Consider the following 14021-nt stretch of genomic DNA (forward strand, 5'->3'; position numbering starts at 1 on the left):
TACCTACTTATCCAAAAACCCACAAATTAGGCTTTTAGATTTACATAAATCAAAAATTGATATTTAAAAGTGTTGGCTACTTTTCCCAAGCTTGCATTTAAACCCCAATTATATTTCCTCCCTCATCTACATCTATATTTTCCGCTGATGGCTTCATTGGCAGTCCAGGCATTGTTGTTATTTTTCCAGTAATTGGAACAAGGAAGCCCGCTCCCGCAGATATCCTTATTTCCTTTACTGTTATCTTGAAATTTTTTGGCCTCCCTCTTAAAGAAGGATCGTCTGATAAGCTATATGGTGTTTTTGCAATACAAACTGGCAAGCAATTCAGCCCTATTTTATTTATTCTTCTTATTTCATCTTCCGCTGGCAATGTATAAACAACCTTCTCCGCCCCATATATTTTTCCAGAAATTATCTCTATCTTTTCTTTCACCGAAAAATCATTTTCATATAAAAACCTGAATTTTGGCTTATTATTATATATGGTATCTATAACTTTTCCCGCAAGCTCAATTCCTCCTTCTCCTCCCTCTTCATACACTTCCGCCACCGCGAAGGGCACGCCTTTTTCCTCGCAAAATTTCTCCACAACCCTTATTTCTTTTTCGCTATCATTCTCAAACTTATTGAGAGCAACAACCATTGGCAAACCAAAAGTTTGAATATTTTCAATATGTTTTTCAAGATTTTCAAGCCCTTTCTTAACCGCATTTATATTTTCCTTTCTTTTTGCATCTTCAATATCCATTCCTCCATGCCATTTGAGAGATTTTAATGAAACTACAATTACCGCTATATCTGGCTTTAAATTGTTTCTGCAAACTATGTCAAAAAATTTCTCCGCTCCTAGATCAGTCCCAAATCCCGCTTCTGTTACAAAATAGTCAGCGAGCTTAAGCCCCATTCTTGTTGCAATTAAACTGCTTGCCCCATGAGCAATATTTGCAAAAGGACCGCCATGAACAAAAGCGGGAATATTTTCTGTTGTCTGGACTAAGTTAGGCATTATTGCATCTTTAAGCAGAGCGCACATTGCTCCAACCGCATTAAATTTTTCCGCTCTTATTGGCTCATTTTCACGAGAATATGCAACTATTATTTTGCCTATCCTTTCCTTTATTTCCTTTATGCTCTCGCTTAAACAGAGAATTGCCATTATTTCCGATGCTGCGGTAATTGAAAATTTCTCTTCTCTTGGCACTCCATCTTTTGCACCACCGAGTCCAATAACAACATTCCTCAAACTTCTATCCCCTATATCAATTACTCTCGGCCACAAAATATATCTCGGATCTATCCCAAAAGAATTTCCATAAAAGATATGATTGTCAATGAGCGAGGAAAGCAGGTTATGGGCTATACTCACCGCATATTTATCTCCAGTAAAATGCATATTTATATCCTGAGATGGCTCAACTTTGCTTTTCCCCCCGCCTGTGCCACCGCCTTTTGCGCCCATAAGGGGGGCGATGCTTGGCTCCCTTATTGCGAGGCACGCCTTTTTTCCGAGCTTTGAGAGGGCTTGAGCTAGGCCGATTGTGATTGTTGTTTTTCCTTCTCCTTCAAAAGTGGGGTTTATGGTTGTTATAAGAATGAGCTTTCCGTTTTTTCTTCCTTTTAGCCTTTTTAAGATGTCAAGCTTTACTTTTGCTTTATATCTTCCATATGGAATTAATTCATCCTCTTTTATTCCAATCTTTTTTGCAATTTCTTCTATGGGCTGGAGCATCTTAGATAATAGTGGAGCATGTTTTAAGTTTTGTGAAATTTAAATATTTATTTTGCATTTACATGCATGAAATTCTGGGATGAAAAAATTGAAACGATGCCACTGGAAGAGCTAAAAAAGCTTCAGCTGAGAAGGCTTAAAAAAGTGGTTAAGATTGCTTATGAAAGAAATGAGATATATCATCGCAAATTTGATGAAAAAGGAATAAAGCCATCTGATATAAAAAGCTTGGATGATTTATCAAAATTACCATTTCTTACAAAAGAAGAGATGAGAAATTATTATCCATTTGGATTGCTCTGCGTTCAGCTTGATGATTGTGTTGAATTGCATGCATCATCAGGAACAACTGGAAAGCCGGTTGTAAATGTATATACACGCAAGGATATCGAGATATGGGCTGATGTAATGGCAAGAGCTCTCTGGGCAAACGGACTGAGGAAAAATGATATAATGCAGAATTCCTATGGATATGGATTATTTACAGGAGCTCATGGATTTGAAAAAGGAGCTCAAAAAATTGGCTCACTTGTTATTCCTGTGAGCTCTGGAAATACAAAAAGGCAGATAAATATAATGAAAGATTTTGGGGCAACAAGCATTGCTTGCACTCCAAGCTATGCTTTATATATGGCGGAAGTTGCGGAGGAAATGGGATTTTGCCCCAGAGAAGATTTTTCTCTTCGCCTTGGATTTTTTGGGGCGGAGGCATGGAGCGATGAAATGAGGAGGAAAATTGAGGAGAAGTGGGGAATAAGGGCATGTGAGCATTATGGGCTTACTGAAATAATAGGGCCTGGAGTGGTCAGCGAATGTGAGGAAAAGAAATTGCATATAAATGCGGATCATTTCCTGCCTGAAATAATTGATCCGAAAACAGGGGAAAGAATTGAAGAAGGAGAGGGGGAGCTTGTTTTCACAACTCTAACAAAAGAGGCATTTCCCGCAATAAGATTCAGGACAAGAGATATAGCAAGTTATAGCGAGGAAAAATGCATTTGCGGACGAACACTACCAATTCAATCACGCATTAAGGGAAGGAGCGATGATATGATGAAGGTTAAAGGAGTAATAGTATTTCCAAGCCAGATAGAGGAGGCGATAATAAAGGCGGGAGGAAGCGAAAATTATCAGATAGTGAAGAAAAAAGAAGGAGAAATCTCAACTCTTTTAGTTAGAGTTGAAGGAGAAGATGAGGGAATTGCAAAAAGAATAGAGGATGAAATATATACAATGCTTAGCCTGCATATTCCTGTTGAAATTGCAAAGCCTGGCTCGCTTCCAAGAAGCGAAGGAAAAGCAAAAAGAATTGTGGAGGAGTAAAGAGAAATTAAAAGAGCAAAATAATAAAAGATCAAGGAAAAAGCTTGGAGAAAAGTGGATCTCTGATTATGAAAAGAGATAGGGCATTAACTAAATCATCACAATAATATTGAATAAAATGACGAAGATGGGGATGGAAAAGATTGTTGACCATGTTACCGCTAGTGCGGTTACTTTTCCATCTATTCCATAGGGAATCAAAAACATGTTTGTGCTTGTAATTGGAAGAATTGAATTTATCAGCAAAACCGCAAACCATTCAATTGGAAAAAATTTAATTGCTACAAGAGGGAAAAGAATAATAAATGAAATTAAAGGAGTGAGGAAGAGAGTGAGGAATAGTATTTTTCCAACCGCTTCAAAATGCTCATTGCCTTTTAAAAAAATTTTTTTAATCTCGCTTATCTTTAAATCCTTCAAGCTTATGGTTGCTCCAACATAATACAGGCCTGATATTATGGTTAAGGATGCAAGAAAATCAATAATTTCTCCATATGCCATTGTTTTTGTTGTTAAACCTGTATATGAATGGAGAATTACCGCTGAGATGGGATAAACAAGCAAATACCATGGATATATTTTTAAATAAAATGGCAATGGATTTTTTTCCTTTCCTTTCCCCTTTCCTCTTGATAAAATATAGGGAACTATTGCAAATAAATAAATTCCTAGCAAACTCATATATATTGCCGCATAAACTGCTATTTTTTCTATTGAAAGCAAGGCTCCACCAATAAATGCGGAACTTCGCCCCTGATTTACAACAATTGTCTTTAATTCATTTTTTCCTTTTTTCAAAGCAAAAAGATAGGCAATTAAATATAAAAAGAGCGTGAAAAGTACAGAAACAATTATGAAATCAATTTCATCTTTTCCAAAATTAACATTCAGGAAATTTTTAAAAACAAGAATAGGAACAAAAATAAAAAGAAGGATTAGCCCAAATTTTTTCATTTTTTTCTCAATTGCATCGCCATATCTACGAGAAAGTAAGATATTCATGAATAAGCCAACTGGTATCCATATCAATGTATATAGACCACTCATATAGGGGAGAATTTTTTCTATAATTTTTTCACCTTGATGGAAAAACCTATTGTTTTAAAAATTTTTTCAATTCTTCCGCCACTCTTAAAAAAGTTAAATATGTTTTATCATCATAAAGAACAATTCTCACTTCCATTTCATATCCTTGCTTTAAAAAAGATAAAATTGTTTCAAGAGAAATTTTTGCCGCTTCCTCAACAGGATAGCCATATATGCCCGTGCTTATCGCTGGAAATGCAATGCTCTTTACCCCATGCTCAACCGCAATCTTCAAGCTATTCCTGTAGCATTCCGCAAGAATCATCTCATCCTCCTGCCTCCCTGTATAAATTGGCCCAACAGTATGAATCACATATTTCGCCAATCTATAACCCTTAGTAATTTTTGCCTCCCCCGGCCTGCATCCGCCTAGCTTCTTGCATTCCTCCCAGAGCTCTTTTCCCGCCGCTCTGTGAATTGCCCCGCTCACCCCTCCGCCAGGCGTGAGTTGGGGATTTGCTGCATTTACAACCGCCTCTACTTGTTGGGTGGTTATATCTCCTTTTAATATTTCAAGAGTTGATTTGCCTATTTGGATTATCATTTTATCCCAAATATTATTTCATTTGAATACTTTTCTACTTTGCTTCTATATTCTTCAGGACAGGAAACCATTATTGCCCAATCTGTAATTCCTCTCATCTGAAGGGCATTTGCTATAGGAGTTATCTCCCCTATGTTTCTTATCTTTCCATCCTCAAAAATTTTTATATCTACTTTCCTTATTCTTGGCTCTGAAAGCAATATATCCTTTCCAGGAATATCAACAATTACATATCCATCATCTATTCCAACTTTTCTTGCAATCTCTTCCTCAATATAGCTTGGATTTTCTATTTCTGCAATAATTTCTTTTTCTTTCTCATTCATCTCATCAAAACTTTTTGCAAATGCTTTTTTGAAGAGCTTTCTATATTTCAGCCTATTCACAATATCTCTCTGAAATTCTCCCTCGCTTTTAAGCTTTTCAATCAGCTCACAATCTGTAAGCAGTGAAAAATTAAAATCACTTGCTTTTTTTATTGCTTTAACGAGCATCAATTCCGCTATTCTTACAGTTTTATGAAGATATACAGAGGAATACATCAATGCCCTTGCAACAAGAAGGCTTTCAAGAGCACTTATTCCCTTCTTTTCAAAAACAATTTTTCCATCATATAATTTCATTGTTTGAATTAATCTATCACTATCTATAACTCCATATGCTACACCTGTATAATATGCATCTCTCATCAAATAATCTATTTGATCCGCATCAAGGGGGCCATGTATTATCTCTGAATGATATCCTTTCTTTCCATCAAGAATCTTAACAATCTCTTCTTTATCTATTCCATGTTTATCTAGAACTTCCGCAACCCCATTGCTTATCTTGCCAAGGATAATTTCCTTTCCTATATCCACATGATTTTTACCAGTTCTTTCATGCAATATAGCTTCAAGGGTATGTGAAAATGGGCCATGACCAACATCATGAAGAAGAGATGCAACAACAATTCCCTCATTTTTTATATCAAGTGCTTCACATATTTTACTTGCTATAAATGATGTTCCAAGAGAATGCTCAAGCCTTGTATGATTTGCTCCAGGATAAACAAGATAGGTGAAGCCGAGTTGTTTTATTCCGTGCAATCTCTGCAATTCTGGAGTTTCAAGCAATTCAAGAATAGCCCCGCTTACTTTTATATTTCCATACAATGAATCTCTTATAAATTTTACATTCTCCATATTCCTAATCTATATTTCCTCATAAATATAAGAATTGCTGAAGCAGCTATTATTATCGCAAGCTCAAATCCAGGTATTTTTTCCTTCTCCCTTATATTTATAACTCCATAAAAAGTGCTATTTGCCCCATCATCATCAAAAACAGTCAATTTTACAGTATATGTCCCTCTCTTCTCATACTTATGCTTCACCACTTTCCCATATCCAGCGCTTTCATCTCCAAAATCCCATGTATAATTAACAATGGACCCATCCCTATCATAGCTTGGAGATGCATCAAATGTAACCTCTTCTTTCTCCCTCGCCTCCTGGGGGGCGGAGAAAATCGCAAAAGGAGCAATATTTGCTACTTCTATAACTTTTTCCTTTGTAGCGGTAGCCCCATCATTATCTGTAATAATAAGAGTTACGGTATAGCTTCCATTATCCGCATATTTATGGGTTACATTTATTCCATATCCAACGCTTCCATCTCCAAAATTCCAGGTATAGTTGGCAATGGAGCCATCTGAATCATAGCTATTATTTGCATTGAAGAATATTTGGTCTAAATCTGTTGGATTTAATGGATTCCATGTAAAGTTTGCAAAAGGAGGAAGATTAATTACTGTGATTGATTTTGAAATGCTTGATTTAGCCCCATCATTATCAGTTACAGTTAGAGTTACTCTATAAACACCTTTGTTTTTATATTTATGAGTTGGATTTTTATCATAGCTTTTGTTTCCATCTCCAAATTCCCATGTATAATTAACTATTTGCCCGTCTGGATCAAAAGATGCATAATTTGGCATATCTGAATAGAAATAAACTGTAGCAAGAATTGTAACATTATCTAAAAAGAAGAAGTTTGCAATAGGTGGAACATTTGATACATTTATTATCTTTGTTATACTGTTTTCATCTCCATCATCATCTCTTATAATGAGAGTTACATTATATGTTCCATTATCCGCATATCTATGGGTTACATTTATTCCATAGCTAATGTTTCCATCTCCAAATTGCCATGTATAATTAACTATGAAGCCATCTAAATCATTGCTTGAAGAAGCATCAAAAGTAATGTTTTCAAGAGAGAACGGGCTTAATGGACTCCAAGTAAAGTTTGCAAAAGGTGGACGATTTGAGACATTTATTATATTTGTTGTACTGTTTTCCTCTCCATCATCATCTATTATAGTGAGAGTTACATTATAGCTTCCATCATCGATATATCTATGCTCAATCACTTTTCCATATCCAGTGCTTCCATCTCCAAATTGCCATGTATAATTAACTATGGAGCCATCTAAATCATAGCTTGAAGAAGCATCAAAAGTAATATTTTCAAGAGAGAACGGGCTTAATGGACTCCAATTAAAGTTTGCAAAAGGTGGACGATTTGAGACATTTATTATATTTGTTGTACTGTTTTCCTCTCCATCATCATCTATTATAGTGAGAGTTACATTATAGCTTCCATCATCGATATATCTATGCTCAATCACTTTTCCATATCCAGTGCTTCCATCTCCAAAATCCCATTTATAATTAACTATGGAGCCATCTAAATCATAGCTTGAAGAAGCATCAAAAGTAATGTTTTCTAAATCTGTTGGATTTAATGGATTCCAAGTGAAGTTTGCGAAAGGTGGACGATTTGAGACATTTATATCTTTTTCCATGCTATCGCTTTTTCCTTCATCATCAGTAACCGTCAAATTTACTTTATAAATCCCTCTTTTACCGTATTCATGATAAGGATTTTTTTCATTGCTATAATTTCCATCTCCAAAATTCCAAATCCATGAAACAATATCTCCATCGAAATCAAAAGAAGCATCGATGAAAGACACTTTTTCAAAAGAATAGGGAGTTTCTGGGGAGAAATTAAATTTGCATATCGGTTGGCCCGCTTCCTTTATCAACGGGAAATAATCAGTGATATTTTGATCTATTATATATGGTTCATCTCCTATTCCATCAATATCTTCATCTTTGCCAGTATAGTTACTCCAGTAATTTCCAACGCTTCTGTTTCCAATGCTTTTATTCCATATATTTGCTCCATCATCAACTGCATCTATTACATTATTTATGAAATTGTTGAAGTAGAAAATATTCTCAGAGGACTTTGAAAGATTAGCTCCATAAATGCTCTCCCTGAAAGTATTTTTATACATCTCATTCAAAGAAGAATTAACTATTTTGACACATACAACGCATTCCTTAAAATTATTATTTTCTATTTTGCTTGAATTAGCTTCTACAAAAATTCCATTATTGTTGGAATATATTGAGCAATTTCTTATAGTGGAAGCATTAGCAAGATAAATCCCATTGAATGAATTATCATGAATTGAGCAATTCTCTATTGTTGCATTCTTCCCATATATTTTTATCCCATCGTAATTATTATATATCTCGCATCCCCAAATTGTCACATTTTCCCCAAAAATTTTTATTCCCGCATCACTCCAGCATTCCCTTACAACAAGATTATAAATTCTAACATTTCTTGCAGAGATATTGAAAGCATTTCCCCCTCTCCCATCAAATATTGCATTCCATCCACTTATCATAGCTTCCTTATCTACCCTGACATTCTCCTCATAAACCCCAGGAAAAACGAAGCAGGCGCCCCCATTTTGCAGTGAAGAAATTGCATCAGTAAGCGAGGAGAAATGGTCAATGAGCCATCCTGGAATTGAAGCATTAAAAGACGGGCTAATCCATGCAAAGGATGGGTGGTAAGAAATTTTGTTAATTAAAGGATATAAATCTTTTGCTCCACCTTGCAATTCATAGGGCTGATCTCCTATTCCATCCCTGTTTTCGTCTTTGCCCGTGTAATTGCTCCAGTAGTTTCCAATAGCTTTCTCATAGCTTGATTGCCAGTCATTTGCTCCTATATCAAAAGCGGTGTTGTTTATGAAATTGTTATGCCATATACTGTTATTTGATGAAACTATATAAACTCCATAATATCTATTGTTTTCTATTGAGCAATCATATATCTTATTCATAGATGAGTTCTGGCTTATCTCCACTCCAAAATAGGAATTGTCCGCTATAAAATTCTTATACACATTTGAGAAAGAAGAGTTAAAGAAGTAAATCCCTTTTGTATTACTTGATATTGAGGAATTTGAAACTGAGCAATTCAAAGAATTTATTAAGTATATTCCAATTACCCCGTTTTTAATACTACAATTGGAAATGCTAACATTTCTTGAATTTTGGATTCTAATGCAATTTTCTCCTCCAACTATCTCAAATCCACTAATCTTTAAATTTTCAGCTGATATAACAATTGCATCACTTGCGGAAGTTATCTTTGCATTTTCATCGCTAAAAATTTCCAGACTTTTATTTATGAAAACTTTTCCATATGTGCCATTATATACTCTGCATTTTCCTCCTTCCGCAATAGCATCTATTGCTTCCTGAATATTCTTGAAATGGTCTATTTTCCAACCAACAGTTTGCTCGCTGTAATCATCATCCACCCATATGAAGTAAGGAGGATATTCAATTTTTTTGATTAACGGAAGGAAATCCTTGCAATTGAAATTAATGTATGGTTCATCTCCTATTCCATCATTATTTTCATCTCCGCCAGTATAATCGCTCCAGTAATTTCCAATGCTTTTATTCCATATGTTTGCTCCATCATCAAATGCATTTATTCCATTATTTATGAAATTGTTATGATATATTGAATTGTTGTAGGAATTTTCAAGGTATATTCCATAACCTATATTTCCTAAAAAGTTGCAGTCATTTACTGTATTGTTGAATGATTTCTCCATTTTTATTCCTATCATGTTTTCTGAAAGATTTATGAAGGAAAGCTTTGAGCTATTTGTTTCAATTAATAAAATCCCGCAGAATGAATTATTTATCGAAATTTTTGATAAACTAATGTTCGTTGATTTTTCTATTTTTATGCTCTTGTTTTCTATTCCATCTATAGCTATTTCTTCAAGAATACAATCTTTTGAATTATTCAACATTATACCCCAACCCTTTGCGGAGTTATTTGCGAAAGTTTTTAGATTTTTTAATAATATATTTCTCCCGCTCGCATTAATGGGTATAAATGCTCCTTCTATTGTGCAGTTTATTATGCTTACATTATTTGCAAATATTTCAATACCTGTAATATTGCCTGCATTCAAAGAGCAATTCTTTAAAGTAAAATTGTTAAATGCTTTTATTAATGCCTTGCTTGCATTCTCTATTTTAAAATTCTCAATTATTACATTTTCAGATAGAATATTTATTGCATATTCTTTCCCGATCCCATTTACTATAACATTTTTTCCCATTCCAACAATTCTCACCTCCTTATTTACAAAAATATTCTTCGGGTAATTTCCATCAAAAACATATATTGTATCCCCATCATTTGCATCATTTATTGCATTTTCAATACTATTCCATTTATGATTGCTTGGATCCTCTGTAAAATCATCGTCAACAAATATTATCTTTGGATATCCTCCTCCAACTTTTGCAAAAGCCAGGGTTAAGAATGCTATTCCAATAAACACAAGCACTATCTTATTTATTCCCATCCCCTTAAGCATAAAGCATATAGGAGAAGTTAAACTTAAACTTTTTTATTTTTTTAGGAATAACTATTTTTTCTTTCTCACCTATTTCTTCCGCTTTTCCTATAAGATAAAGATATGCAGTATATGCAGCAAGATATGCATCAATCTCATGCTTTGTCTTTGCTTTTATACCCAGTTTTTTCGCCATGTTGCGCCAGTCTCTGTCGTAAACTCCAATTATTTTTGCGGTTGCGGTGGGAAAAACTTCTATAAATTTGCAGTTAAATTTTTTAACTAGATTGCTTGCTCTTCTTGTCAGAATTTTCATTCCCTTCATTGTTGGAGGCATTGCTCCATATTTTTTAAGCATCAAGTCTGCTTTCCTAACTTTAATTTCTTCCATAATTGGTGCATCTATCCCAACTATATCTGGCTTAACTTGTTGCAGAAAGGAAAGAATTTCCTCATCGCTGTAGAGAATAAAAAATTCAGGCTCTTCTTTCAATATGCACAACCCGCTTTTATTTTTTGGAAGAGCAGCCAGGTCAAGCCCCACTATCTTTTTCTCCATAATATAAGCGCAAGAGCAAATAATAAGAAAATCAGCTCAAAGCCTGGCAAACCCTTTTTTTCTTTTGTTTTTTGCTCTTCTTCCTGCTCTTTTTCAAAAGCGGGGGCAAATTTATCTGGAGCCCAATCACCATGCCATTTATTATCTACACCAATTTTTTCATACTCCGATGAATAGGCAAAAAATTCTTTAATATCTCCTAATTCCGCGGTTTCAAATTTTGCAAAAATGGTATCATCTTCATATTCGATTTCACCCTGCATACAAGTTGAAATATCTTCTCCTTTGATGCTATAGCATATTTCCGTCTGATTTGAAAAAACAATATAATAGCTTCTTCCTGTCGTGTTTAAATACATCCAGTAAAAAACTTTATCTGAATTTTCTATCTTACCATACACCTTCAATTTTAAAATAATGCCCCCGTTACTTATTTCATATGATATCTCCTTTATATCAATATTTGGTTTATTAGAAGAAATAGCTTTATAGGAATTTAAATTTTCATTCCATTCCACATACATTACATCATTTTGCTTGTCAGCAATTTTTTCCGCGTGTACACTTCCTAAAAAAATCAAAGCAAAAATTAAAATTATTGCTTTCTTCATATTTTAAATGATTTTTTAGTATAAATATTTTTCTTTCAGGATTTTCCTTGCTTCCCCTACTAAATATAAGCTCCCAACTATACAAATAATTTCATTTTCCTTTGCTATTTCATTTGCAAATTCTATCGCTTCCCTTATCTCACTTTTAACAAAAAAATCAACTCCTATTTTTTTTCCAATTTCCGCTATTTTTTCCGCATCCATGGCTCTTCTGCTACCTGATTTTGTTGCAATATAAAATCTTGCAGGAGGAAGGCGGGATATCATTTCTGGAATATTTTTATCTTTCATTGCTCCAAAAATTACAATCAAGCGGTTGTAATCAGCAAGCGAAGAAGAGAATGCTTCAATTGCCTTTGGATTGTGAGCACCATCCAAAATAAAATTTCCAATCCTTTCCATTCTTCCCGGCAAAAAAGTTTTCCTTATTCCTTCAATTATTTTTTCTTTACCTATTCCAAGCAATTCACTCGCTTTAATTGCTATTGCTATATTCTCCCCCTGGAAAACTCCATTCATTTTTGTTTCAACAAGATATTTTTCATTTGCTTCAATCAAAAACTTATTATTTTCAACTTTCCTCCATTTCACATCCTCACCAACTACATATAAATCTTTAGCAAAATTTTTTATTAATTCAAGGGCCTCTCCTTTGCATGCAGTAACTACAGGAGCATTTTTTATAATTCCAGCCTTTTCTCTTGCTATGGAAGAAATATCTTTTCCAAGATAATTTTCATGCTCCAGTGAAACATTAGTGATTATGCTTATCTCAGGCTCTATAACATTTGTTGCATCCAGCCTTCCACCCAAACCAACTTCAAAAATAGCATAATCAACATTTTTCTTTTCAAAATAATCTATTGCAATTGCGGTAAGAGCTTCAAAATATGTAAAATTGTATTTATTCAAATATTCATATCTTTCCACTTCCTCATCACTTATCTCAACCCCATCAACAACTATTCTTTCATTTAATCTTTCAAGATGAGGAGAAGTATACAAGCCAACACTATAATTTTCTCTCAGGATATTATAAATGAAATGGCAAACACTCCCCTTACCATTTGTTCCACCTACATGAATACATTTATATTTTATCTTCTCCCTTTCCTTCATGAATTTTTCCATTCTTTCCAAGCCAAGGGAAATTCTATTTTCATCTAATTTTTCAAGCCACACAGACCAAAAAACCAAATAATATTTATAAGCAATTTCATATATCGGTGCATGTATTATGAAACAACAATAGAAAATACAATAAGGATTCCTCCAACACATCTTACCCATGATTTAGAAGAAGTTGTTACAAAAATTGTCCAAGAAACATTTGAAGGAACAATGGATAAGGAACACGGGCTTATATTGGTTGCAAAAAATGTGAAAAGGAAGGGAGAAGGATATATTCTACATGGAGATGGAGGGATATATCAAAAAGTAACTTTCGATGCGGTAACTTTCAAACCAGAACTGCATGAAGTAGTTGATGCTATAGTTGCAGATATAGTTGAATTTGGAGCCTTCTGCCACATCGGGCCGTTGGATGCGCTCTTGCATAAGAGCCAGATAATGAATGACAGGGTAATTATAGACGTGGATAACAAGAGAATAGAAGGAAAAGACACTAAGCAGGTTTTAAAGGTGGGTGATAAAATAAGAGTAAGAATAGTTACTGTTTCACTAAATGAAATGAACCCCAGGGAAAGCAAGATTGGCCTCACCGCACGCCAGCCTGGGTTAGGAAAGGAAGAATGGCAAAAGAAGGGTGAGAAAAAATGAGGGCTTGCAGGAAATGCCATGCTCTTACAAACAAAACAACATGCCAATATTGCTCTGAAACAACAAGCGATGAATGGCAGGGATATATGATAATAATAGATGCGGAGAAATCTAAAATTGCTCAAAAGGTAGGAATTAAAAATAAAGGAAAATATGCATTGAAGGTTAGATGATGTATATCTTGCCAGAAGATAAAAAAGAAGAGCTAAGAAAACCTTTAGGAAAAATCAAGAGCAAAATAGGGAAGGAAAATCTGAAGGGAAAAATAGTAAGCGTTGGGGATATGGTAACATTGTCTCTTGAAAAGGAAGGAATAGAGCCAAATATAGCAATAGTTGATTATAAAATTGAAAGGAAAGGATATGAAAGGAAAGATTTTTATGCGGAAAAAATTATAAAAGTTAAAAATCCAGCTGGCCAGATAACCCGCGAATTATGGAATGCAATAGCAACCGCATATATTGAGGATAAAAAAGTGTTGATAGAAGTAGAGGGTGAGGAAGATTTAGCTGCATTGCCCGCCATATATCTTGCCCCTGATAACACAACAGTTATATATGGAATGCCATGTAAGGGTATGGTTGTTGTAAATGTTGGAAGAAAAGAAAGAGAAATAGTTGAAAAATTTCTGAAAAGCCTGGAGGGATAAA

Annotated in this window: 12 protein-coding genes; 4 read left to right on the plus strand and 8 right to left on the minus strand. The window is 34.4% G+C overall.

Annotation, left to right across the window (positions count from 1 at the left end; translation table 11 throughout):
* Positions 1–97: 97 nt before the first annotated feature.
* Positions 98–1732 (minus strand): formate--tetrahydrofolate ligase, encoded by a 1635-nt coding sequence (locus H5T44_00595; GenBank protein MBC7080743.1) that lies wholly within the window; start codon positions 1730–1732, stop codon positions 98–100.
* Between the two features lie 66 nt (positions 1733–1798).
* Here H5T44_00595 and H5T44_00600 point away from each other — a divergent pair, with 66 nt between their 5' ends.
* A complete protein-coding gene (locus H5T44_00600; protein MBC7080744.1) occupies positions 1799–3055 on the plus strand; it encodes a phenylacetate--CoA ligase in 1257 nt (418 codons plus the stop codon).
* Positions 3056–3145: 90 nt separating this feature from the next.
* Here H5T44_00600 and H5T44_00605 read toward each other — a convergent pair whose 3' ends face one another.
* Genes H5T44_00605 through H5T44_00635 form a run of 7 tightly spaced genes read right to left on the minus strand, consistent with a single transcriptional unit; the run spans position 3146 to position 12774 of the window.
* A complete protein-coding gene (locus H5T44_00605) occupies positions 3146–4102 on the minus strand; it encodes a hypothetical protein (protein MBC7080745.1) in 957 nt (318 codons plus the stop codon).
* A gap of 46 nt (positions 4103–4148) precedes the next feature.
* Positions 4149–4685: an O-acetyl-ADP-ribose deacetylase gene (locus H5T44_00610; GenBank protein MBC7080746.1), complete on the minus strand. Its 537-nt coding sequence runs from the start codon at positions 4683–4685 to the stop codon at positions 4149–4151.
* Positions 4682–5869: an HD domain-containing protein gene (locus H5T44_00615; GenBank protein MBC7080747.1), complete on the minus strand. Its 1188-nt coding sequence runs from the start codon at positions 5867–5869 to the stop codon at positions 4682–4684. Before H5T44_00615 ends, H5T44_00610 begins: the two co-directional genes overlap by 4 nt.
* Positions 5857–10443, minus strand: coding sequence for a PKD domain-containing protein (locus H5T44_00620; protein MBC7080748.1), 4587 nt, complete (start codon positions 10441–10443; stop codon positions 5857–5859). The genes H5T44_00615 and H5T44_00620 overlap by 13 nt, the downstream gene beginning before the upstream one ends.
* Positions 10436–10981: a DUF429 domain-containing protein gene (locus H5T44_00625; GenBank protein MBC7080749.1), complete on the minus strand. Its 546-nt coding sequence runs from the start codon at positions 10979–10981 to the stop codon at positions 10436–10438. The genes H5T44_00620 and H5T44_00625 overlap by 8 nt, the downstream gene beginning before the upstream one ends.
* On the minus strand, positions 10966–11592 hold the full coding sequence (locus H5T44_00630; protein MBC7080750.1) for a hypothetical protein: 627 nt from the start codon (positions 11590–11592) through the stop codon (positions 10966–10968). Before H5T44_00630 ends, H5T44_00625 begins: the two co-directional genes overlap by 16 nt.
* 15 nt (positions 11593–11607) lie before the next feature.
* Positions 11608–12774 carry a bifunctional folylpolyglutamate synthase/dihydrofolate synthase gene (locus H5T44_00635; GenBank protein MBC7080751.1) on the minus strand — a complete coding sequence of 389 codons (1167 nt, stop codon included), beginning with the start codon at positions 12772–12774 and terminating at the stop codon, positions 11608–11610.
* Between the two features lie 48 nt (positions 12775–12822).
* On the opposite strand from H5T44_00635, the gene H5T44_00640 reads away from it, so the two are divergent.
* Genes H5T44_00640 through H5T44_00650 form a run of 3 tightly spaced genes read left to right on the plus strand, consistent with a single transcriptional unit; the run spans position 12823 to position 14020 of the window.
* A complete protein-coding gene (locus H5T44_00640; GenBank protein MBC7080752.1) occupies positions 12823–13371 on the plus strand; it encodes a DNA-directed RNA polymerase in 549 nt (182 codons plus the stop codon).
* On the plus strand, positions 13368–13544 hold the full coding sequence (locus H5T44_00645; GenBank protein MBC7080753.1) for a DNA-directed RNA polymerase subunit E'': 177 nt from the start codon (positions 13368–13370) through the stop codon (positions 13542–13544). Before H5T44_00640 ends, H5T44_00645 begins: the two co-directional genes overlap by 4 nt.
* The gene (locus tag H5T44_00650) at positions 13544–14020 is read left to right on the plus strand and encodes a DUF359 domain-containing protein (GenBank protein MBC7080754.1); all 477 of its coding nucleotides are present in this window, start codon (positions 13544–13546) and stop codon (positions 14018–14020) included. Before H5T44_00645 ends, H5T44_00650 begins: the two co-directional genes overlap by 1 nt.
* Position 14021 lies beyond the last annotated feature (1 nt).

It is taken from the genome of Thermoplasmatales archaeon (assembly GCA_014361195.1).
Taxonomy (GTDB): Archaea; Thermoplasmatota; E2; order UBA202; family JdFR-43; genus JACIWB01.

Bases quoted from the DNA above. Each gene is read 5' to 3' on its own strand.
- H5T44_00625 (MBC7080749.1), bottom strand. From the start codon at position 10,981: ATGGAGAAAAAGATAGTGGGGCTTGACCTGGCTGCTCTTCCAAAAAAT.
- H5T44_00615 (MBC7080747.1), bottom strand. From the start codon at position 5,869: ATGGAGAATGTAAAATTTATAAGAGATTCATTGTATGGAAATATAAAA.
- H5T44_00610 (MBC7080746.1), bottom strand. From the start codon at position 4,685: ATGATAATCCAAATAGGCAAATCAACTCTTGAAATATTAAAAGGAGAT.
- H5T44_00600 (MBC7080744.1), top strand. From the start codon at position 1,799: ATGAAATTCTGGGATGAAAAAATTGAAACGATGCCACTGGAAGAGCTA.
- H5T44_00595 (MBC7080743.1), bottom strand. From the start codon at position 1,732: ATGCTCCAGCCCATAGAAGAAATTGCAAAAAAGATTGGAATAAAAGAG.
- H5T44_00630 (MBC7080750.1), bottom strand. From the start codon at position 11,592: ATGAAGAAAGCAATAATTTTAATTTTTGCTTTGATTTTTTTAGGAAGT.
- H5T44_00645 (MBC7080753.1), top strand. From the start codon at position 13,368: ATGAGGGCTTGCAGGAAATGCCATGCTCTTACAAACAAAACAACATGC.
- H5T44_00640 (MBC7080752.1), top strand. From the start codon at position 12,823: ATGTATTATGAAACAACAATAGAAAATACAATAAGGATTCCTCCAACA.
- H5T44_00620 (MBC7080748.1), bottom strand. From the start codon at position 10,443: ATGCTTAAGGGGATGGGAATAAATAAGATAGTGCTTGTGTTTATTGGA.
- H5T44_00650 (MBC7080754.1), top strand. From the start codon at position 13,544: ATGTATATCTTGCCAGAAGATAAAAAAGAAGAGCTAAGAAAACCTTTA.
- H5T44_00605 (MBC7080745.1), bottom strand. From the start codon at position 4,102: ATGAGTGGTCTATATACATTGATATGGATACCAGTTGGCTTATTCATG.